General features: G+C 52.9%; 21 protein-coding genes. 6 read left to right on the top strand and 15 right to left on the bottom strand.

Annotated elements, in window-relative coordinates:
• Nucleotides 1–33: 33 nt before the first annotated feature.
• The 10 genes from AC1MKH_RS11515 to pspA form a co-directional block, all read right to left on the bottom strand.
• Entirely contained in the window at nucleotides 34–909 is an 876-nt protein-coding gene (locus AC1MKH_RS11515; protein WP_276221528.1) for an AraC family transcriptional regulator, read from the bottom strand.
• Between the two features lie 26 nt (nucleotides 910–935).
• On the bottom strand, nucleotides 936–2,588 hold the full coding sequence (locus AC1MKH_RS11510; protein WP_276221530.1) for a hypothetical protein: 1,653 nt from the start codon (nucleotides 2,586–2,588) through the stop codon (nucleotides 936–938).
• Nucleotides 2,589–2,599: 11 nt separating this feature from the next.
• Nucleotides 2,600–3,856 (bottom strand): oligosaccharide MFS transporter, encoded by a 1,257-nt coding sequence (locus AC1MKH_RS11505; protein WP_276221531.1) that lies wholly within the window; start codon nucleotides 3,854–3,856, stop codon nucleotides 2,600–2,602.
• A 208-nt stretch (nucleotides 3,857–4,064) separates the two neighbouring features.
• Entirely contained in the window at nucleotides 4,065–5,606 is a 1,542-nt protein-coding gene (gene tyrR, locus AC1MKH_RS11500; RefSeq protein WP_276221533.1) for a transcriptional regulator TyrR, read from the bottom strand.
• A gap of 177 nt (nucleotides 5,607–5,783) precedes the next feature.
• Nucleotides 5,784–6,836 (bottom strand): YcjF family protein, encoded by a 1,053-nt coding sequence (locus AC1MKH_RS11495; RefSeq protein WP_276221535.1) that lies wholly within the window; start codon nucleotides 6,834–6,836, stop codon nucleotides 5,784–5,786.
• Nucleotides 6,833–8,230: a YcjX family GTP-binding protein gene (locus AC1MKH_RS11490; RefSeq protein WP_276221537.1), complete on the bottom strand. Its 1,398-nt coding sequence runs from the start codon at nucleotides 8,228–8,230 to the stop codon at nucleotides 6,833–6,835. The genes AC1MKH_RS11495 and AC1MKH_RS11490 overlap by 4 nt, the downstream gene beginning before the upstream one ends.
• A gap of 124 nt (nucleotides 8,231–8,354) precedes the next feature.
• Nucleotides 8,355–8,579 (bottom strand): phage shock protein PspD, encoded by a 225-nt coding sequence (gene pspD / locus AC1MKH_RS11485; protein ID WP_015964613.1) that lies wholly within the window; start codon nucleotides 8,577–8,579, stop codon nucleotides 8,355–8,357.
• Between the two features lie 12 nt (nucleotides 8,580–8,591).
• On the bottom strand, nucleotides 8,592–8,951 hold the full coding sequence (gene pspC / locus AC1MKH_RS11480) for an envelope stress response membrane protein PspC (RefSeq protein ID WP_276221567.1): 360 nt from the start codon (nucleotides 8,949–8,951) through the stop codon (nucleotides 8,592–8,594).
• Complete coding sequence (gene pspB / locus AC1MKH_RS11475) at nucleotides 8,948–9,172, bottom strand: envelope stress response membrane protein PspB (RefSeq protein ID WP_276221539.1); 225 nt, start codon at nucleotides 9,170–9,172, stop codon at nucleotides 8,948–8,950. Before pspB ends, pspC begins: the two co-directional genes overlap by 4 nt.
• Before the next feature lie 51 nt (nucleotides 9,173–9,223).
• Nucleotides 9,224–9,892, bottom strand: a complete 669-nt coding sequence (pspA, locus tag AC1MKH_RS11470) for a phage shock protein PspA (protein ID WP_276221541.1) — start codon at nucleotides 9,890–9,892, stop codon at nucleotides 9,224–9,226.
• Between the two features lie 166 nt (nucleotides 9,893–10,058).
• Between pspA and pspF the strand changes: the two genes are divergently transcribed.
• A complete protein-coding gene (gene pspF, locus AC1MKH_RS11465; RefSeq protein WP_276221543.1) occupies nucleotides 10,059–11,033 on the top strand; it encodes a phage shock protein operon transcriptional activator in 975 nt (324 codons plus the stop codon).
• Here pspF and AC1MKH_RS11460 read toward each other — a convergent pair.
• A complete protein-coding gene (locus tag AC1MKH_RS11460; protein WP_276221545.1) occupies nucleotides 10,987–11,691 on the bottom strand; it encodes a metallophosphoesterase in 705 nt (234 codons plus the stop codon). The two genes, pspF and AC1MKH_RS11460, sit on opposite strands and share 47 nt — an antisense overlap.
• Before the next feature lie 519 nt (nucleotides 11,692–12,210).
• Between AC1MKH_RS11460 and sapA the strand changes: the two genes are divergently transcribed.
• From sapA to sapF, 5 genes are read left to right on the top strand one after another with little or no spacing between them, the layout of a single operon-like run.
• Nucleotides 12,211–13,860, top strand: a complete 1,650-nt coding sequence (gene sapA, locus AC1MKH_RS11455) for an ABC transporter substrate-binding protein SapA (protein WP_276221546.1) — start codon at nucleotides 12,211–12,213, stop codon at nucleotides 13,858–13,860.
• On the top strand, nucleotides 13,857–14,822 hold the full coding sequence (gene sapB, locus AC1MKH_RS11450; protein WP_015964625.1) for a putrescine export ABC transporter permease SapB: 966 nt from the start codon (nucleotides 13,857–13,859) through the stop codon (nucleotides 14,820–14,822). Before sapA ends, sapB begins: the two co-directional genes overlap by 4 nt.
• A complete protein-coding gene (sapC, locus tag AC1MKH_RS11445; protein ID WP_015964626.1) occupies nucleotides 14,809–15,699 on the top strand; it encodes a putrescine export ABC transporter permease SapC in 891 nt (296 codons plus the stop codon). Before sapB ends, sapC begins: the two co-directional genes overlap by 14 nt.
• Nucleotides 15,699–16,691, top strand: coding sequence for a putrescine export ABC transporter ATP-binding protein SapD (gene sapD / locus AC1MKH_RS11440; RefSeq protein WP_015964627.1), 993 nt, complete (start codon nucleotides 15,699–15,701; stop codon nucleotides 16,689–16,691). Before sapC ends, sapD begins: the two co-directional genes overlap by 1 nt.
• Before the next feature lies 1 nt (nucleotide 16,692).
• On the top strand, nucleotides 16,693–17,499 hold the full coding sequence (gene sapF / locus AC1MKH_RS11435) for a putrescine export ABC transporter ATP-binding protein SapF (RefSeq protein WP_015964628.1): 807 nt from the start codon (nucleotides 16,693–16,695) through the stop codon (nucleotides 17,497–17,499).
• Nucleotides 17,500–17,529: 30 nt separating this feature from the next.
• On the opposite strand, the gene AC1MKH_RS11430 is transcribed toward sapF, so the two are convergent.
• Genes AC1MKH_RS11430 through AC1MKH_RS11415 form a run of 4 tightly spaced genes read right to left on the bottom strand, consistent with a single transcriptional unit; the run spans nucleotide 17,530 to nucleotide 20,385 of the window.
• The gene (locus AC1MKH_RS11430) at nucleotides 17,530–18,639 is read right to left on the bottom strand and encodes a hypothetical protein (protein ID WP_327621883.1); all 1,110 of its coding nucleotides are present in this window, start codon (nucleotides 18,637–18,639) and stop codon (nucleotides 17,530–17,532) included.
• Between the two features lie 14 nt (nucleotides 18,640–18,653).
• Nucleotides 18,654–19,157, bottom strand: a complete 504-nt coding sequence (locus AC1MKH_RS11425; RefSeq protein WP_276224231.1) for a fimbrial protein — start codon at nucleotides 19,155–19,157, stop codon at nucleotides 18,654–18,656.
• The gene (locus AC1MKH_RS11420; protein WP_276224233.1) at nucleotides 19,157–19,639 is read right to left on the bottom strand and encodes a fimbrial protein; all 483 of its coding nucleotides are present in this window, start codon (nucleotides 19,637–19,639) and stop codon (nucleotides 19,157–19,159) included. Before AC1MKH_RS11420 ends, AC1MKH_RS11425 begins: the two co-directional genes overlap by 1 nt.
• Nucleotides 19,636–20,385, bottom strand: a complete 750-nt coding sequence (locus tag AC1MKH_RS11415; RefSeq protein ID WP_276224235.1) for a fimbrial biogenesis chaperone — start codon at nucleotides 20,383–20,385, stop codon at nucleotides 19,636–19,638. Before AC1MKH_RS11415 ends, AC1MKH_RS11420 begins: the two co-directional genes overlap by 4 nt.

Raw genomic sequence — 20,385 nt, 5'->3', positions numbered from 1 at the left:
TGGCTCATTAGGGCCAGGACGTATTCACGCCCGCTATCCTCGTAGACTATATGATTTTCGATATTGCAGGGGCGTCCTGGCCATATATTTTCGAAAACTGGTGATAAACCAGGCATATTCGTTAAATCCTGATTGCGCCCCCACCTCTTTGACCGACAGCCGCGTATGCACCAGCAATTCGCAGGCGTGCCGAATTCGGCGCATCACCAGATACTCCTGAAGCGTTCCGCCGGTTTCCTGACGAAAACGTCTTGAAACATGCCCTTCAGAACTGCCCATCGCTCCGGCAAGCGTTTTCAAAGAACATTGTTGTTGGAAGTGTTGTTCAATCCAGCCAATGATTTCTCGGGAAAATGCATTTTGCTCTATGACGAGCGACTCTTCCTCTTCCTGCTCGGGAAGCAGGCTTATTAACTGCATTAGCAGAAAGGCGCTGTCGTTGACGGTAGATTTAGAGGCGGAATAGCGTTTCTCAAACAGAACGAAAAGCGCTTCAAAATTAGCCTGCATGTCAGAAACATCAAAGATGCGTATCTTTTCGCCATAACGGCTGAGCTGACAAAAGCGTTTTTGCAGCCGAGGGAAATCGCGGAGATACGGCTCAAGCACGGCGCTATTAAAGTGAAGCGTTGTCCGATGATATTGGTTACGTGAATCCTGCTCGACATGAATTTTATGCACCCTGCCCGGCGGAAACACAAACAAACGCCCTGGTTTGACCGTAATTTGGTGATGTTCTGCGACGGCAATTCCCACGCCCCTGCTGATAAAAAGCAGTTCCGTACATTCATGAAAATGATAATAATCGGCAGGCGTGTTTTTCATGGGATTAAAACACAGCGCGGTTTCATCAAGATCGATCGTTTCAAGTAACGTAACATCCTTGCCGTAACCACGCCGTATTGCCATCGTATCTCATCCTGAAAAGTGACGCGTCAGTAACACACTCGCCAGCTCACCTTAAAACAATCACTTTCGGCGATCTCTTGCCGGGCAACGAATGCGCTTTGCAGCGGCCCATAAGGGCTGCACAGGGATGTCGGGGTTTTGCTGGTCTGCGCGTAACCGGTGAATTCGACAGACATGTCATCAGAAAACACCGCGCCGGTTATACTGACGTGCAACGTCCGTTTACTGTCATTAAAGAAAGTATCTTCCCGTGTAATGCAGCCCTTTTCAATCAGATAGCGTGTCCGGGAACGTATCGCGGATTCCCGCGCAGGCAATAGGCTTACTGTACCGTTGACGGCGATAACATCCATCGCATCATTATGAATAATAATTTCCCACCCGTTTTCCGTTTGCCGCTGCGTACATTCGGTAAACCATACCAGCGGGCTCAACATCCGGTTGTCACTATCACGAATGACGGGCACCCACAGCGGTCCCTCCTCGTCGGCCACGCCGCTGAGCAACCCGGCACAGAAAGGAATCGGACAGTAGGGTGAAGACGCATGATAGCCTTTATCGCCATTAATTAACGGCAGTGCAAACGAACGTTCGCCATCATGCCAGTGGAAAAGCCCGCGAATATAATCACCTTTGCAAAAGGACGTGAAAGCAAGCTGAAGCGGTGTGTTCAACCGTTGAACGGCTCTGTCTCGACCTCCCGCCCAAACTTGCTGCACATAGAGGTGCTGAACACATAAGCTGATGTTCTCGCCCACCAGCCGATGCTCGGCGCGATAAGCATCCGTCCGACGCCCGTTAAACCAGAGATTCACGCTCTGTTCATCGTGGTCAATCCAGAAGCTCAGAAACCGCTCACTGCACGCCAGAGAAAACGTTTCTGCAACCTGACGCTCCTGCGCATTTAACAGGCCAAGCTGCTGGCTGACGGCCAGAATTTCATTAAATGCACTGTCGCCGTAAGCGCCAATTGAACGCCCCCACAGGAATCCACCGCCGTCCTCTGTCAGCACAGACAGCACCAGCGTCGCGGCTTGCCGTAGCGCCATTTTTAACTCATCCGGGACCATCAGGCCGGTTTCCAGATGGCGCTGACAAATCTCCGCGATCAGCAACACGCTGTAGCGATCGTATCGCCCTTTTCCCTCTGTTTCGTCGCTGAAGCCGTTGCTGGAATGCGCGCGATAATGCTCACACAAACGCGTCAGGATTTCCTGCGAGGCGTACGCCGATTCCCACCCCAGTAGGTAGCGGAATCGCGCCACGCTGAAGGCCACACCGTAGAAATTCGTTGGAAACCGTTCGTTAAGTTGCCACGTATCTTCCTCGACCATTTCCTGCCACAGAAGCTTATTTTTCAACTGATTAAGCTGTTCTTGTGAAAACAGCGTATGCAGTCGCCCTAATGCATTAAGTTTTACCAATGCCTTAAGGAAATAATATTTCCCCCAGTTTTCGCAGGGCGCAGCAATCAGTTCAGGCCATGCGTCTGCCCACTCGGCTTGAGTCGTACCTGATTTCTCTATTAACATGGCCAACGCAAGCGCAAATTTCCCGCTGGCATAGGGGTCGCCCTTTAGCGTTAATTGATGACCAAAGCTGGATTCACCCCGCAGCGTCCTGGAGACAATAGTGGCCAGGTGCTGATAAATATCATGAATAACGTGTTCTCTTTTCATTGTTTTGCTCGTTAATGATTCGCAGCAGGATATAAAGGTGTTGATTTACGATTATTGGTAAGTAGAACAGCGGAAATAAGCGTAAAGACCAGCACGGTACTACCCATCAACAAGTAGGTATCCGCAAAGCCAATTTTTTCATACAGAAAACCACTTAACGGTGATAATAAAACGGTGCCGACATAGTTCACACTCTGATAGCCCAACAGATACATGGTGCCATTCACTTTTTTATCAAAGTTAAACTCCAGATATTTAAACACCGAAACCAGCAGGAAGGACATTTCAATGCCCCAGGAAAGCTTGATTATCGCAATCGTTAGCGCGCTGGTGGCGAGCCCGGAGCCGATAAAACGGGCCGCGACAACGAACCCGGTAATCAGCATCCCGGCCTTTGGCCCCAGACGGTTCACAATACCAGGTGCGATCATCATAAAGATAAACTCACAGCCAAGGCTTGCAGCGCCCAGATAACCAAACATCTGGTGCCCGGCTTCTTTGCTCTCATAAAAGGTGATAAAGAATCGAGGATATTGCTGTTCCGCCACGAAAAGCACCCATACCACCCCGCAAACGTAAATCACAAAGGTCCAGAAACTACGTAATCTGAACAGCGCAGTGACGTCTGCGAGGGTTGTCTTCTCTTTTGCAATCACCCGGCTTTTGGCCTCGTCGCTGACGTCTATCTTCATGGTCAAAACGATGATCAGAATGACGAGTGCACCCGCAGAACTGATGCCAAAGTTAATCATCGGGTTGATGTTAAAAATGTACCCGGTACTTGCCGCAGAAAAGACCGAACCTAATGCGCCCCACATACGAATCTGGCCGAATTCGAGGTCAAACAGACGGCCAAACCGGTCCAGATATGACTCCGCCGCCGCGCAGCCTGCGTAATATCCCATGCTCAGGAATACGGCGCCCACAGCAATACCTAAATAGAGCGCATTTTGCAGTAATGGTTTATAGATGTAAAAAAAGAATGGGAAAACGGTGATGGAGACTAATGCAATAAAAAAGAGCAGATCTTTGCGCAACCCCAGTCGGTCAATCAGGAAACCATATACGGGTTTAATTAATACTGCGCAAAATCCATTCACGGAAAAAACAATACCAATCGCCACGCCATCAAGGCCTATCTTTTCTGATAACCAAAATGAATAGGTATCCAGCGTTGCTTTCCATGAGAAGAAATAAACCAGAATAAAAAGACTGAGCGTAATATAGATTTTACGCCGTGCTTTAACGAGATTATCGCCCTTGTTCATACTGCCCTCCTTGTTTTGGAGAGGCAACAATATTCGTGCGACTGACGATGAAATCCCATCGGGATCACAAAAAAACATGTTTTTTGGAAAACAATGCGTTTAAAAACGAAAACCAGGGCAAAAGTTTAATAATAATGATGCAAGTTTTTCTTTGTTGATACGGTGAATTCTTCCCGGCAACCGTTCGATGCCGGGAAGAAAAACAAAATTATTCTTTTGTTTTATTATTACTTAAACCGTATTCACGCAGTTTATTCGCAATCGCCGTGTGCGACACTCCAAGACGTTTCGCCAGCTTACGCGTACTCGGGAAGCTGCGATAAAGCTGCGTCAGCACCGAACGCTCGAAGCGACGGGTTATCTCATCTAACGAACCTTCCATCGCCTCTTCGCCCACCGCCGTGGTGGTAACGTCATAATCCGGCAGCAGTACATCATTTGGACGCAGTTCATAACCTTCCAGCTGCGTTAACGCGCGATAGACCGCATTCTTCAACTGGCGGACGTTGCCCGGCCAACCGTAACGGGTTAACACATTACTGAGATCGGCAGAGAGTTTCGGGCGAGAGATCCCCTGCTCATCGGCAAAGCGCGCCACGAACAGCTCAGTAAGCGGCATCACGTCCTGCTGACGATCGCGCAGCGGCGGCAGATTCAACGTCAGGACGTTCAAACGATAGTAGAGATCTTCGCGGAACAACCCTTTCTGCACCAGTTCCACCAGGTTTTTCTGCGTGGCGCAAATCACGCGCACATCAACGTGTACTTCATGATCTTCCCCGACGCGACGGAAAGTACCATCGTTCAGGAAACGCAGCAGTTTGGTTTGCATGCGCGGCGACATCTCGCCAATTTCGTCCAGCAGCACCGAGCCGCCATTCGCCTGCTCAAAGAAACCTTTCTTACCTTCTGGCGCGTGGCCAAACAGTTCGCTCTCAACCGCATCTTCCGGAATCGACGCGCAGTTTAGCGCCAGGTACGGTTTTGCCGCGCGTGGGCTGGCCAGGTGGCAGGCATGCGCCAGCAGGTCTTTGCCGGTCCCCGTTTCGCCGACAATCAGCAGCGGCGCGGTCAGCAGCGCCAGCTTACGCGCCTGATCGACCACATGACGCATTTTCGGGCTCACGGCGACGATCTGGCTGAATGCGCTCACATCCTGGGGAGTCTGGGTCTGTAACTGGCGGCCCATGCGAACGGTCGAGCGCAGCATCACAACGGCCCCGGCCAGGATACGTTGTTCGTGCTCGCCGCTCATGTAAACCGGGGTGATTTCCAGCAAAAAGTTTTGCCCGCTGATCACCACGTGTTCCGCCTGTGTTTCCACCGGCTCGCTCTCCAGCCAGCGCTGGAAGTTGAAACCGCTGATGAGCTGGCTGGCGTTATGGTTGCGCATTTTGTCGGCGCTCATGCCAAACAACTGGCAGCTTGCCGGGTTAGTGCGTTCGATTTTGCTGCGGGTGTCGAGCGAGAGTACCGGCTCCGGCATTGCTTCAAGCAGCGCGCTTAGTGCCAGATGCTCACGTTCAGAAGGCATCCACGGCACGGTACGTACGTCGGTAACGCCCGCGATGCGGCGGATCTCCGCCATTAAGGTGCTGAAGCTGGTGAACTCCAGCTCGGCAAAATTGAGGTAGATTCGGCCAATAGGGTCAATGTCGATCCCGCGCAAATCAATGCCGCGCAGCACCAACAAATCGAGTAATTCACGTGTCAGACCGAGGCGGTCCTCACAAAAGACTTCAAGACGCATGGGAATTTTCACCCTTATAAGCCAAAGACTCGTGAATAATAAGACACTTATCGTTCGGCGGGAAGCAGGCTGTCAACAATTATTGACAGTATGGCGGAAAAATCGCCATTGTGCCGTAAAGATTTTCGTTCAGGGGGGAAATGCGCACAGGCCGACACGGGGTCGGCCTGTAGTAGATCACTTCGCGCTGCCTTTCTGGACGACGCCTTTTAACTGACCAATCAACTCGCGACGGAAATCGCCGAGCTTAGGTTTGTCGTTGTCGATCCACGGCAGTGGGCGACACAGTTCCATCGCCTTAATGCCCAGGCGTGCGGTCAGCAACCCGGCGCCTATCCCCTGCGCGGCACGTGCGGAAAGGCGCGCGGCAAGATCCTGCGACATCCAGTCCATACCGATTTCGCGCACCAGTTCGCTGGCCCCGGCAAAAGCGATATTGAGCAGCACCAGTTTGAACAGGCGCAAACGGCTGTAATAGCCCAGTTCAATGCCGTAAAGCGTGGCGATGCGATTAATTAAACGCAAATTGCGCCAGGCGATAAACGCCATATCCACCAGCGCCAGCGGGCTGACGGCAATCATCATGGCAGATTCTGCCGCAGAGCGGCTGATTTCCCGCCGCGCCTGCGCATCCAGCGCCGGTTGCACCAGATGCGCGTAAAGGCTGACCACTTCACGATCGTTTTGTGTTTCGTGGATCGCCGCATACCAGCGTTGCAGCGCCGGATGCGCCTGGTCGATACCCGCCTGCTGCGCCAGCTTTTCACAAAACGCACGGGCTTTCCCGACGCCGTGGCTCTGCATGAGTTCTTTGGCTTCGTCCCGCTCCTGCGCGCGCTGGCGTAAACGCCACAGGCGCCGCCATTCCGTTGCCACCGACCCCACGCCCGCGCCGACAATCAGCGCCCCGGCCGCACAACCGCCCAGCGCCACCCAGTCCTGAGTTTGCCAGGCATTCATCGTCCACTGCACGCCCTGCGCCACCACGCTAATGCCAAAGATAGTGAGGCCCGCGGTGACCATCTTGCGCCAAAGGCTACGTTTAGGACGCAGCACCGATTCCACAACCGCTTCCGCCTGCCCCTCTTCCGGCAGGGTTTCATCAATCACCGCAGGTGCAAACTTATCTGCGATATCGTCAGCGAAGGTTTGCGACTGCCGGAATTGTTCGCTTTTTTCCGCTTCCAGCGGGCCGTCGAAATCGATGCGCGGTTTTAACGGTTCGTTCATCGCAATTTATCTCCAATCAAAAATTCCAGCGCCGCATCAAGACGAATATGCGGAAGCGGCTGGTCAACATCCATTACCTGCGGACGAAACGCCTCAAACTGAAAGCCCTGCTTATCCCAGAACGCCTGCCCCGGCAAACGCGCGGGAACTTCCCCCGGATAGACCGTGAGCGGCTGACCATCGCTGAGCCGATGACCGCGCAGCGCCGGGATTTTCTCTCCGTCTACGTCAATCAGCCCGCTTTGCGTCGCCTGCACGGAGGCGAGCCCCAGGCAATCCATGGTGATGCCTTCAAAGGCCGCATTCTGCCAGGCATCCTGAATCAGTTGCTGAAGCAACGACACCATGTTGCTGTGCTGATCGACAGTAACGTGATCCGCTTTCGTAGCGGCAAACAGCAGTTTGTCGATAACGGGCGCGAACAGCCGACGGAACAGCGTGCGCTGGCCGTAGTGAAAACTGTGCATTAATTGCGTTAAGGCCAGGCGCATATCATTGAAAGCCTGTGGCCCGCTGTTCAGCGGTTGCAGGCAGTCAACTAGCACTATCTGACGGTCAAAGCGCAGAAAATGCTCCTTATAAAAACCTTTCACCACTTTTTCGCAATAGTAGTTAAAACGCTCGCGCAGCATGCCCGCGTTGGTGTGTTTATCAGCCTGTGCCAGTTTCGCCTCACCGACGCCATCGACATCCGGCCACGGGAAAAACTGTAACGCGGGCGCGCCTGCCATATCCCCCGGCAGCACAAAGCGCCCCGGCTGGATAAAGTGCAGGCCTTCCTGTTTGCAGGTATGCAGATAATCGGTCCACGCCTGGGCAATCGCCGCCAGACGATTTTCATCGGCGGGAGCTAGCGGATCAAGACCTTCGCACAGCGTACGCCAATGTGCAGACCACTCGCCGCGTTGCCCCTGTAGCAGGCCAGTCATCTGCCGCGACCAGCTCAGGTAATCCTGCGCCAGCATTGGCAAATCCAGTAGCCATTCGCCGGGGTAGTCGACAATTTCCAGATACAACGTGGAAGTGTCTTTAAAGTGGCGTAATAGTGATTCATTGGAGCGAAAACGTAATGCCAGGCGAATCTCACTGACGCCACGCGTCGGCGTCGGCCAGGTCGGCGGTTGCCCGTATAGCTGCGCCAGCCCTTCATCGTAGGTAAAGCGCGGAATGCCCATATCACGCTGCGGCACGCGCTTCACGCCAATCAGGCGCTCTTCGCGCACTGCGCTCAGCAGCGGCAAACGCGCCCCGGCGTGCAGGCTTAATAGCTGGTTTACCATCGCGGTGATAAATGCGGTTTTCCCGCTGCGGCTCAGGCCGGTAACGGCGAGGCGCAGGTGTCTGTCGACACCACGATTAACCAGCGCGTTGAATTCATTTTTTAGTCGCTTCATTGCGGTTCCATTATGCCCTGAAGGAAAAACGTATTAGGTAGATATTACATGAGGGTGAAAAGGAAAGATGTAAAAGCTCAAAGAAAACAATGGGCACAACCCCTGTTGTGCCGCTTGGTTTATTTTACTGTCGGTTATACCGTTTCGACAGTTTCGCTGCCGCGCGGCTCAGCAATGGCTCCAGCGCCACGGCCAGCAGCATCTTCAACGGACGTCGGGCGACGGATTTCACCGCCCAGCCAGCAACCCCTGCCGGGCCGTAACGTAACGCGGTCAGAAGCACCAGCTTACCTGCGATTTTTAAACCGGGTTTTACCTGTTGCCCGGCACGTTGCCAGCGAGTATTCATGTGTATCCTCAATTACAGTTGACGAAAACGGCTACGCAGCGAAAAAGTATCGGACGTGACGTAGCGTTCCATCTCGCGCAGACGTTGTTCGCCTGCAGCAAGTTGTGCATCCACCGCATCCAGCAGTTCACTGCTGGTGGGGCTGTTCGCCTCGCCCATCGCCCCCTCCGGCATCGGATCAAGCGCGAAAGTCAGGATGATGTAGGCGACGACCACAAAGAAAAACAGGCCAAATATCATCGCCAGTACGGTAATAATCCGCACCAGTTTTACCGGCACATCCAGGTAGTGCGCGATACCTGCGCAAACCCCTTTCACCATGCCCTGCTGGGGAATACGCCACAATTTTTTATTAAAATCTAAGGCCATTATTTATCCCTCCAGTTCGGGTGCTCGGCATCCAGAATCGCTTCCAGCGCCTGGATGCGTTCACGCATACGCTGAGCATCATCGGTGAGCCGTAACAGACGTTGCTGCTCATTTTGCGTTAATCCACTGCTGCGCGAGCGGCTGCTGTAATGCAGCCAAATCCACACCGGCAGAACAAACAACACAAATAATGTCAGCGGAATGGCAAGAAAAAGCGCGCTCATAGGTACTCCTTACAATGATGAGCAGCGGCACGCCGCGTGCCGCCTGAATAATTATTGGTTGTCCTGCTTCATTTTGGCTTTCAGCTGCGCCAGCTGTTCGCCGATTTCATCATCGGCTTTCAGCTCGGCAAATTGCTGATCCAGCGACGGTTGTTTGCCGAAACGGTGGCTCTCGGCTTCCGCTTCCATATGGTCGATGCGGCGCTCAAAGGATTCAAAACGCGCCATCGCCTGATCGAGTTTACCGCTGTCTAACTGACGACGCACATCGCGGGAAGAGTTTGCCGCCTGATGACGCAACGCCAGAGCCTGTTGACGCGCACGCGTTTCGCTCAGTTTATTTTCCAGCTCGCCAATCTCTTTCTTCATACGCGCCAGGGTTTCATCCACCAGCGTAATTTCATGTTCCAGGGTGGTGATTAAATCGGTCAGCTTCTGCTTTTCAATCAATGCCGCACGCGCCAGATCTTCTTTCTCTTTACGCAGTGCCAGTTCGGCTTTTTCCTGCCATTCGGCCTGCTGTGCAAAAGCTTTCTCAACGCGACGCGTCAGATCTTTCTTCTCTGCCAGCGCACGCGCCGACGTAGAGCGCACTTCCACCAGCGTGTCTTCCATTTCCTGAATCATCAGACGTACCAGCTTTTGCGGGTCTTCCGCTTTCTCCAGCAGGGAGTTGATGTTGGCGTTCACGATGTCGGCAAAACGAGAAAAGATACCCATAATATAGTCCTCATAATTTCTGTTTTAGGCATTAGCCTGCTGTATGGATAATACAATTCGCGTGCCAACTTTGTATCTTATTGATTCTGCTAAGGGTGATTGAAATTTACCCGCTTTAGACGTAGAGTGAATTAGCGAATTACACTAACAAGTGGTGAATTTCATCATGGCAGAATACAAAGACAATCTTCTCGGCGAAGCCAACGGCTTTCTGGAAGTGCTGGAGCAGGTTTCACGCCTCGCGCCACTGGATAAACCGGTGTTAATCATCGGTGAACGAGGTACGGGGAAAGAGCTGATTGCTAACCGTCTGCATTATCTCTCCTCCTGCTGGCAAGGGCCGTTTATCTCGCTTAACTGCGCGGCGCTAAATGAAAATCTGCTCGATTCGGAATTATTCGGCCATGAAGCAGGCGCATTTACCGGCGCGCAAAAGCGACATCCGGGGCGTTTTGAACGCGCCGATGGCGGCACACTGTTTCTTGATGAGCTGGCGACCGCGCCCATGCTGGTGCAGGAAAAGCTGCTGCGCGTAATTGAATATGGTGAGCTGGAGCGCGTCGGCGGCAGCCAGCCGTTGCAGGTTAATGTGCGTCTGGTGTGCGCCACCAACGCCGATTTACCCCAGATGGTAGAAGACGGTACGTTCCGCGCCGACCTGCTTGACCGGTTAGCCTTTGACGTCGTACAGCTCCCACCGCTGCGCGAGCGTCAGAGTGATATCATGCTGATGGCAAACCACTTCGCTATTCAGATGTGCCGTGAACTGAGGATGCCGCTGTTTCCAGGCTTCACCGAGCATGCCCGTGAAACTTTGATGGGCTATCGCTGGCCAGGCAATATTCGTGAACTGAAAAACGTTGTAGAGCGCTCCGTTTATCGACATGGCAGCAGCGAAATCCCGCTGGACGACATTATTATCGATCCTTTCCAACGGCGAAGTGAGCTAAAAGCCGTGGAAAAAAGCAGCCAGAACACGCCTGAATTACCGCTCGATTTACGCCAGTTTCAATTGGATCAGGAAAAAGATCTGCTGCAAAAGAGTTTGCAGCAGGCGCGGTTTAATCAGAAGCAGGCGGCGGAATTGCTTGGGCTCACCTATCACCAGTTACGGGCGTTACTGAAGAAGCATCAGCTTTAACGCGATGCTGAAGCTGAATCAGCGTCAGGTTGCCGCAAAACACGGCGCCCGTATCAATGTAGAGCTGATTGGCGGATTTAAAGGGTTTACGTACAGGCGTGTGGCCAAAGAAAAACTGAGCGGCCCCACCAATCAAACTCATGGAACCGCGTTGGGCGCGATTGATACGCTGGCGGTTCCACACCACCTGAAAAGGGTCAACCGGTTTGTTGAAGGCATAATGGTCATCCGGGTAGTCCGCGTGACAGATAACCATTTTTTTATCCCCGGTCACCACTTCGATAATCAATGGTAATTCGGCAATACGATACAGCAGCGTTTTCACGCGATTTTGCTCGTTCACATTGAGGTCAAAATACCATCCACCACCGTTGGCCACCCACAGATTTGCGTGACCGTTCCCCTCCAGGGCGTCCAGCATCATCTCCTCATGATTGCCGCGCACCGCCCGGAACCAGGGCTGATTCAGCAACATCAGGCATTCTACATCTTCACTTCCCCGATCGATTAAATCCCCCACCGAAATCAGCAGATCCTGCATAGGCTGAAATGCAACGCGGTCAAGATGTTGCATCAATAATCCGTAGCAGCCGTGGAGATCGCCCACCACCCAGATATGGCGCCAGAGGTCGCCATGAATACGTTGATAGAGGCTCATTGTCACCTCCCGACATCGTCGATAAGATGAAAAAAGGGGTTAGGTAAAGTTTAGGCCACTTAGTCGTTGATGAGGACGAACCTCGCGTTCGAAAAACTCACTACATCTACGAATGATTGTGATCGTATAATCACTTATCTTTATCAATCGAAACCCCATTATGCGCGCTAAAACCTTTCGCTATAGCTTCACGATTTTTTGCTGTGTAACGATCCTGTACCTGCTTTTCATCTTCAATCGCGTCTATATCGGCGTTTTTTTGCACGAATGCGTGTGGGTGGTGCTGCTTTTCTCCGGGGTAATGTCCTGGTTTAATCGACCACGGAAGCGGATTAAAAAACAGCGTCTGTAAAATCGATGAATTTCGCAGCCATAGGCTTTTATATTCCGTATTTTGCCCAATTCGGCGACACCAACCCTGCAATCTGGCGGCTTTTTCAGCAGTTGTTTTCAGACATTTGTACCTGAGCGCCTGAAGTGCGATACACTTTGCAGATCACTCTAAAATACAAAAGAATTATGCGCCTGAATTTGTCATCACTCCTGGCAGCGTTAGGGTTAGTTTGTGGTCAGGCGATTGCCGCGCCGCCCGCTTCCCTGCCCGCCAATGCCGACATTCGCGATAGCGGCTTTGTCTACTGTGTCAGTGGGCAGGTCAACACGTTTAACCCGCAAAAAGCAGGCAGCGGTCTTATTGTCGATACGCTGGCGGCCCAGCTTTATGATCGCCTGCTGGATGTCGACCCGTATACTTATCGTCTGGTACCGGAACTGGCGGAACGCTGGGAGGTGCTGGACAACGGCGCAACCTACCGCTTCCACCTGCGTAACGACGTACAGTTCCAGACCACCCGCTGGTTTAAGCCGTCCAGAAATCTCAATGCAGACGATGTCGTCTTCACCTTCGAGCGTATCTTTGACCGTAATCACCCATGGCATAACGTCAATGGCGGCAACTTCCCTTATTTCGACAGTTTACAATTCGCTGATACGGTTCAGAGCGTGCGTAAACTCGACAGCCACACGGTAGAATTCCGTCTTAATCGCCCGGATGCCTCCTTCTTATGGCATCTGGCGACCCACTATGCTTCCGTCATGTCATCAGAATATGCCAACCAACTGGCGAAGCAGGACCACGAAGAGCTGCTCGATCGCCAGCCTGTGGGCACCGGGCCATTCCTGCTCGATGAGTATCGCACCGGGCAATATATTCGGTTACAACGTCACGAAAATTTCTGGCGCGGCAAGCCCTTGATGCCGCAGGTTGTTGTTGATTTAGGCTCCGGCGGTACCGGTCGCTTATCGAAACTGCTGACCGGTGAGTGTGATGTGCTGGCCTGGCCTGCCGCCAGCCAGTTAACCATTCTGCGTGACGACCCACGTCTGCGCCTGACGCTGCGTCCGGGGATGAACATCGCCTATCTGGCGTTTAATACCGATAAACCGCCGCTGAATAATCCGGAAATTCGCCACGCGCTGGCCCTGTCAATTAACAACCAGCGCCTGATGCAGTCTATTTATTATGGTACGGCGGAAACAGCGGCCTCAATTTTGCCTCGCGCCTCCTGGGCTTACGATAACGAGGCTAAAATTACTGAATACAATCCGGAAAAATCACGCCAGTTGCTGAAGTCGCTGGGTGCGGAAAACCTGACGCTTCAGTTGTGGGTGCCGACCAGTTCCCAGGCGTGGAACCCCAGCCCACTGAAAACCGCCGAACTGATTCAGGCCGATATGGCGCAGGTTGGCGTGAAGGTAGTGATTGTGCCGGTTGAAGGCCGTTTCCAGGAGGCGCGCCTGATGGATATGAACCATGATTTGACGTTGTCCGGTTGGGCGACAGACAGTAACGACCCGGACAGTTTCTTCCGCCCGTTGCTGAGCTGCGCGGCCATATCTTCGCAAACCAACTTTGCCCACTGGTGTAACCGCGAGTTCGATGACGTACTGCGCAAAGCCCTGGCCTCACAACAGCTGGCGTCGCGCATCGATGCTTACGATGAAGCCCAGCAGATTCTGGCGCGCGAATTGCCGGTGCTGCCGCTGGCCTCATCACTGCGTTTACAGGCCTATCGCTATGATATTAAAGGCCTGGTACTGAGCCCGTTCGGCAACGCCTCGTTTGCGGGCGTCTCGCGTGAGAAAGAAGAAAAGGTGAAAAAGCCATGATCATTTTTACCCTTCGTCGTTTGCTGCTTCTGCTGGTGACGCTCTTCCTTCTTGCGCTGGTCGGCTTCAGCCTGAGCTATTTCACGCCGCATGCGCCTTTACAGGGCGCATCGTTCTGGAATGCGCTGGTGTTCTGGTTTAACGGCGTACTGCACTGGGATTTCGGCGTTTCGAGCATCAACGGCCAGCTGATTTCCGAACAGCTAAAAGAGGTTTTCCCGGCGACGATGGAGCTGTGTATCCTCGCCTTCGGTTTTGCCCTACTGGTCGGTATTCCGGTGGGAATGGTAGCCGGTATTACGCGCAATAAATGGCAGGACAAATTAATCAGCGCGCTGGCGCTGGTCGGTTTTTCTGTGCCCGTGTTCTGGCTGGCCCTGCTGTTCACCCTTTTCTTCTCGCTGACGCTCGGTTGGCTGCCGGTTTCCGGACGTTTTGATCTGCTTTATCAGGTCAAAAGCGTGACCGGGTTTGCGCTGATTGACGCCTGGCTCTCTGATTCGCCCTGGCGTGAAGAGATGATTGCCAGCGCGCTGCGTCATATGGTGCTGCCGGTTCTGACGCTGGCGGTGGCTCCGACAACCGAAGTGGTGCGTCTGATGCGTTTAAGCACCATGGCGGTATTCGATTCCAACTACGTGAAAGCCGCCGCGACACGCGGCGTCTCCCGGTTAACCATCTTACGTCGTCATGTGCTGCATAACGCCCTGCCGCCGGTAATCCCGCGTTTAGGGCTGCAATTCTCCACCATGCTGACACTGGCGATGATCACCGAGATGGTCTTTAGCTGGCCCGGGCTGGGACGCTGGATGATTAACGCGATTCGCCAGCAAGATTACGCCGCGATTTCTGCGGGTGTGATGGTGATTGGCGCACTGGTGATTGTGGTAAACGTCATCTCTGATATTTTGGGTGCAATGGCTAACCCTCTGAAACATAAGGAATGGTATGCCTTACGATAGCGTCTACATCGAGAAGCGCCCGCCCGGTGCGCTGCGTACCGTGTGGCGTAAATTCTACGGCGACACCACCGCGATGATTGGCCTTTACGGCTGCGGCGGGCTGGTGCTGCTGTGCGTATTCGGAAGCTGGTTCGCGCCGTATGGTATCGATCAGCAGTTTCTCGGTTATCAACTGCTGCCGCCGTCGTGGTCGCGCTATGGCGAAGTCTCCTTCTTCCTTGGCACGGACGATCTCGGCCGCGATGTGCTAAGCCGCTTGCTTAGCGGTGCTGCGCCGACCGTGGGCGGCGCCTTTGTGGTGACGTTGGCCGCCACGCTGTGTGGGCTGGTTCTCGGCGTTCTCGCCGGGTCAACGCATGGCCTGCGTTCCGCTATGCTGAACCATATCCTCGACACCCTGCTCTCTATTCCGTCATTGCTGCTGGCGATTATCGTCGTCGCGTTCGCCGGGCCGCATCTGTCGCATGCCATGTTTGCCGTCTGGCTGGCATTGTTACCGCGCATGGTGCGTTCCATTTACAGCATGGTGCATGATGAGCTTGAGCGTGATTATGTGGTGGCCGCCCGTCTGGATGGCGCATCAACGCTGAATATTTTGTGGTTCGCGATTTTGCCAAATATCGCAGCCGGGCTGGTGACAGAAATCACCCGCGCGCTGTCGATGGCGATTCTGGATATTGCTGCGCTCGGTTTTCTCGACCTTGGCGCGCAGCTACCGTCTCCGGAATGGGGCGCGATGCTGGGCGATGCGCTGGAGCTTATCTACGTTGCGCCGTGGACGGTGATGCTGCCGGGTGCGGCGATAATGATTAGCGTACTGCTGGTTAACCTGCTGGGTGACGGTATTCGCCGTGCCATTAACGCGGGGGTGGAATAATGCCGTTACTGGATATTCGTAATTTAACCATCGAGCTGAAAACCAACGAAGGCTGGGTGAAGGCCGTTGACCGCGTCAGTATGACGCTGGCTGAAGGTGAAATTCGCGGGCTGGTTGGCGAATCCGGCTCGGGGAAAAGCCTGATTGCCAAAGCGATTTGCGGCGTTAATAAAGATAACTGGCGCGTCACCGCAGACCGTATGCGCTTTGATGATATCGACCTGCTCCGCCTTTCCAACCGCGAGCGACGCAAGCTGGTCGGTCATAACGTGTCGATGATTTTCCAGGAGCCGCAATCCTGTCTCGACCCGTCAGAACGCATCGGTAAGCAGCTCAAGCAGAACATCCCCGGCTGGACCTACAAAGGCCGCTGGTGGCAGCGTTTTGGCTGGCGTAAGCGTCGTGTCATCGAACTGCTGCACCGCGTCGGGATTAAAGATCATAAAGACGCCATGCGCAGTTTCCCGTACGAGCTGACGGAAGGTGAATGCCAGAAAGTGATGATTGCCATCGCCCTGGCGAATCAGCCGCGTTTGTTGATTGCCGATGAGCCGACTAACGCCATGGAACCGACCACCCAGGCACAGATTTTCCGCCTGCTGACGCGCCTGAACCAGAACAACAACACCACGATTCTGTTGATTTCGCATGATTTGCAAATGCTCACCAAATGGGCGGATAAAATCAACGTCATGTATTGCGGACAAACGGTGGAAACGGCGCCCAGTGAAGACCTGGTGACCATTCCCCATCATCCGTATACGCAAGCATTAATTCGCGCCATCCCTGACTTTGGAAGCCCGATGCCGCACAAAAGCCGCCTGAATACCATGCCGGGCGCGATCCCCTTGCTGGAGCAGCTGCCGATCGGCTGCCGCCTGGGGCCGCGTTGCCCTTATGCACAGCGGGAATGCATAGAAACGCCGCGTTTGACCGGTGCGAAAAACCATCTTTTCGCCTGTCATTTTCCGCTGAACATGGAGAGAGAGTGACGTGGTCGAAACATTACTTGAAGTGCGCAATCTGAGTAAAACTTTCCGCTATCGTACTGGCTGGTTTCATCGTCAGACGCTTCAGGCGGTCAAACCGCTCAGCTTTACGCTGCGTGAAAAACAGACGCTGGCGATCATCGGCGAAAACGGTTCAGGGAAATCGACGCTGGCGAAAATGCTCGCCGGAATGATTGAGCCGACCACCGGTGAGCTGCTGATTGACGATCATCCCCTGCACTATGGTGATTACTCCTTCCGTAGCCAGCGTATTCGTATGATTTTCCAGGATCCGTCAACATCTTTGAATCCGCGTCAGCGAATCTCACAAATTCTCGATTTCCCGCTGCGCCTGAACACCGAGCTTGAAGCGGAGGATCGCCGCAAGCGGATTATTGAAACGCTGCGTATGGTTGGGCTGCTGCCGGATCACGTCAGCTATTACCCGCATATGCTGGCGCCAGGACAGAAACAGCGTCTGGGGCTGGCGCGCGCGTTGATTCTGCGTCCTAAAGTGATTGTCTGCGATGAAGCGCTGGCCTCGCTGGATATGTCGATGCGCTCACAGCTGGTGAACCTGATGCTGGAATTGCAGGAGAAACAGGGTATTTCGTATATCTATGTCACCCAGCATTTAGGCATGATGAAACATATTAGCGACCAGGTGCTGGTGATGCACCAGGGTGAAGTGGTCGAGCGCGGCAGCACCGCCGACGTGCTGGCTTCCCCGCTGCATGATTTAACCAAACGCTTGATTGCCGGGCACTTTGGCGAGGCATTAACGGCAGATGCGTGGCGGAAGGATCGGTGATGAGAGAGGGGGACATTCAGTCCCCTTTCTTTAGTACCACGTAAGTTCTGTCACCAGATTATGTGTACATTTTACCTCTGTCCCGCCTGCTAATTGGCTAAGCCCCGAGAGCGTCCAGTTAATGGTTGTTTCAGCATCAGTGAGAACTTCAGTTTTGCTGGTTAATGGCACATCGCAATTGGCAGATTCACTTTTTACGGACAATTTTGCTTTAGTTTTAAGATTGGCATCGACTCCCGGCGTTGAATAGACATTGTGTGTACAGGTATCGATGGATTGTTTGGCTACAAGTTTAACGGTAACGCTATCGGCCTGATAGGCAGAATGAAGTGAATATTCTGATTGTTTATTTTCATCAAAAACATAACTCGCAACCGCCGGGCCATCACATGAGGCCTGTGGGTAGGTTATAACATAGTTATATCTAAATGGTTCTCCTGGCCATTCATCAGGCACATAAGCAACACCAAGATCAACGAAGCTCAACTGCGCCCCTCCTGATGAAGGCGTTACCGGATTAATGCTAGTAGAGTATTTGGATAAGAAAAATTGACCAACTGGAATGTTAATAGAACAAGTAAAATCTACCGTTGTACCATTTACAACATACGAATACCCGATATCCGGTTGTACACGTCCGGTTTCAATGCAGTTTCCATATTGACTCGACCACGTTCTGGAGTAGCTGTATATTGGAAGCGCCCCCCCCTGGACTTCAACAGGAGTATTACCGCCGTTGTTATATAACATAAACGTTGAACTTACCGGCGAACGACAATCACTTCCTGAACATCCATATCGGAGCATTATTTCTAGTGTTGGGTTGTACATAGTCATATCCCATTGACTACAAATCGGCCTTATTTGTCCCACACATACAGGGTATCCCGTGCCCCAAAATGGGCCTCGTTTATATCCCCCCTGATTATCCCAAAGGTCAACATATGTATACGCTGTATTGTCCTGTAATTCAGGTCCCATATGCATCCTGGATATTCCGATATATTTTTCTTCGAGAACGCTACAAGAAGTCGCCGAATCACCACTTATTGCATAATTACAGGATACATTCACAGCCTCAGCATTATTATAACCGATAATCATAACATGTAAAATAACAATGAATATCACTTGTCGCACGACATTTATTCCTCTCACGGATAACTCAATTCAAAATTCAACGTCGCCGAGAAATTCCCTGGCACGACAGGCTGTCTCACGACCTCTACCTGCGCCTGCAAGGGAATATCATTAGCGCCAGCAACCAAACGCCAGATATATGTCGGGGCCGTCAAAGGTATGTCACGACTATTTTGATCGGATAACGCAATCGCCACTCCACTGGCGACGCTACTGCTGTCAAGCGCCAGAATCGCCGGATTGTGGGCATCAGGTGTACCGCTAAATGTCGCCGTGACGGTTGCCGCAACCGTCGGATCGCAATCCGTTAAATGAATCACAAAAGGGACGGCACTTCCCCTTGTCCCGACTTCGGCTGAACCGGGCGACCAGCGACGCATATTGACGTCTATCTCACTGTCTTCGGGAGACAATGTGCATGCCCCATTCACCAGTGTACCGTAGACCGAAAAGCTGGCGCTCTCCGCCCAGCAACTCCCCACCAGCCAGCACAGGCCAATCAGTAAATAACGTTTCATTACTGATACTCCATCTGCAGCGTAATTTGCGCCCGAAAGTCGCCTGCGTCCGGGGTTTGCCCGGCCAGTTTAAACGGCATCACCGATAGCCCACGCGCCACCACATCCGCAGGCTGCCCCTGATCGGCAATATCACTGTTCAGTAATAACGGCGTGGTGGCATTACCATTGAAAAACTGCACGCCCAGCCCCGGTGCAGAAGTTTGTGCCGTACGGTCATCTAATGCGGCGGCAATAATCTTCATTTTTACCGTTTTACTCTGGTCGGCTTCGCTACAGGTAAAAGCAAAATGCAGCGGTAACTTTTTATAGCTGCTGTTATCTATTTGGTTGATTACCACCGCGCCGAAATCCAGATCGTCTACCGTAAGCGTACACGGCGGCGGCGGGTCGATAATAATGGTCAGCGTCTGCGTCGATGAATAGGTCGTCGCCTGGACCCGACACATGATCACCAGCAACACCCCTGCGAACCATCTCATTTCGCCGCCTTTTTATCCTTCAAGGGAGATAATGCGCAGGGCGTTTGCGAACAATTCATCGCCAGTTCAGGACGTCCACCGAAGTCATTGATATAGCTAATGACCGCATCACTGGTGAGTGCCGTCACGTTCCACGGCGCACTCTGCTTCTCAAAAGGTTTGAGCATCAGAGGTTCAAAGCCGGGTAACGTCGCCGCCCCCGCCTTCGCCAGCAGATTGACAATAGTGATGTGGTACGGTGTCGGGTTTTCGAGTTGCAGCGTTCCTCCGTTTTTCCTCACCACCAGTTTTTCCTGCCACGGTTGTTCCGGTAATTTCATGATTGCGGCCGGGCGATAGAAAAGTTTTACCCGGGTCTGCAGCGCAACTTGCAAAACATTGGCGTTTTTACTGCGTGGAGGTATTTCCCGGATGCTGAACCAGAACAAACTTTCTCTGTCCTGTGGGAGTTGTGCAGCTGCAGGCAATGCCTGAATACGTACCTGTGTGCTGCTGTCAGGATCAACACGTTGAATGGGCGGAACCACTAACAGCGGCGACGATATCTTGTTACCCTGCTCATCTTCAAGCCAGGTCTGCGCCAGATAAGGCCGCTCTTTGTCGCGGTTAATCACCTTCAGGCTAACCGCTTTTTCGCTAGCGTTATAGATCACGCGTGTTTGTTCAATCGTGACTGACGCCTGGCTGGCTGATACCACGCAGCCAGAAAACAGTATGCTGATGACCAATTTCCCTTTCACTGACAT

Source organism: Pseudocitrobacter sp. CD920760, from assembly GCF_057782505.1.
This window is presented reverse-complemented; position numbering and strand designations above follow the sequence as displayed.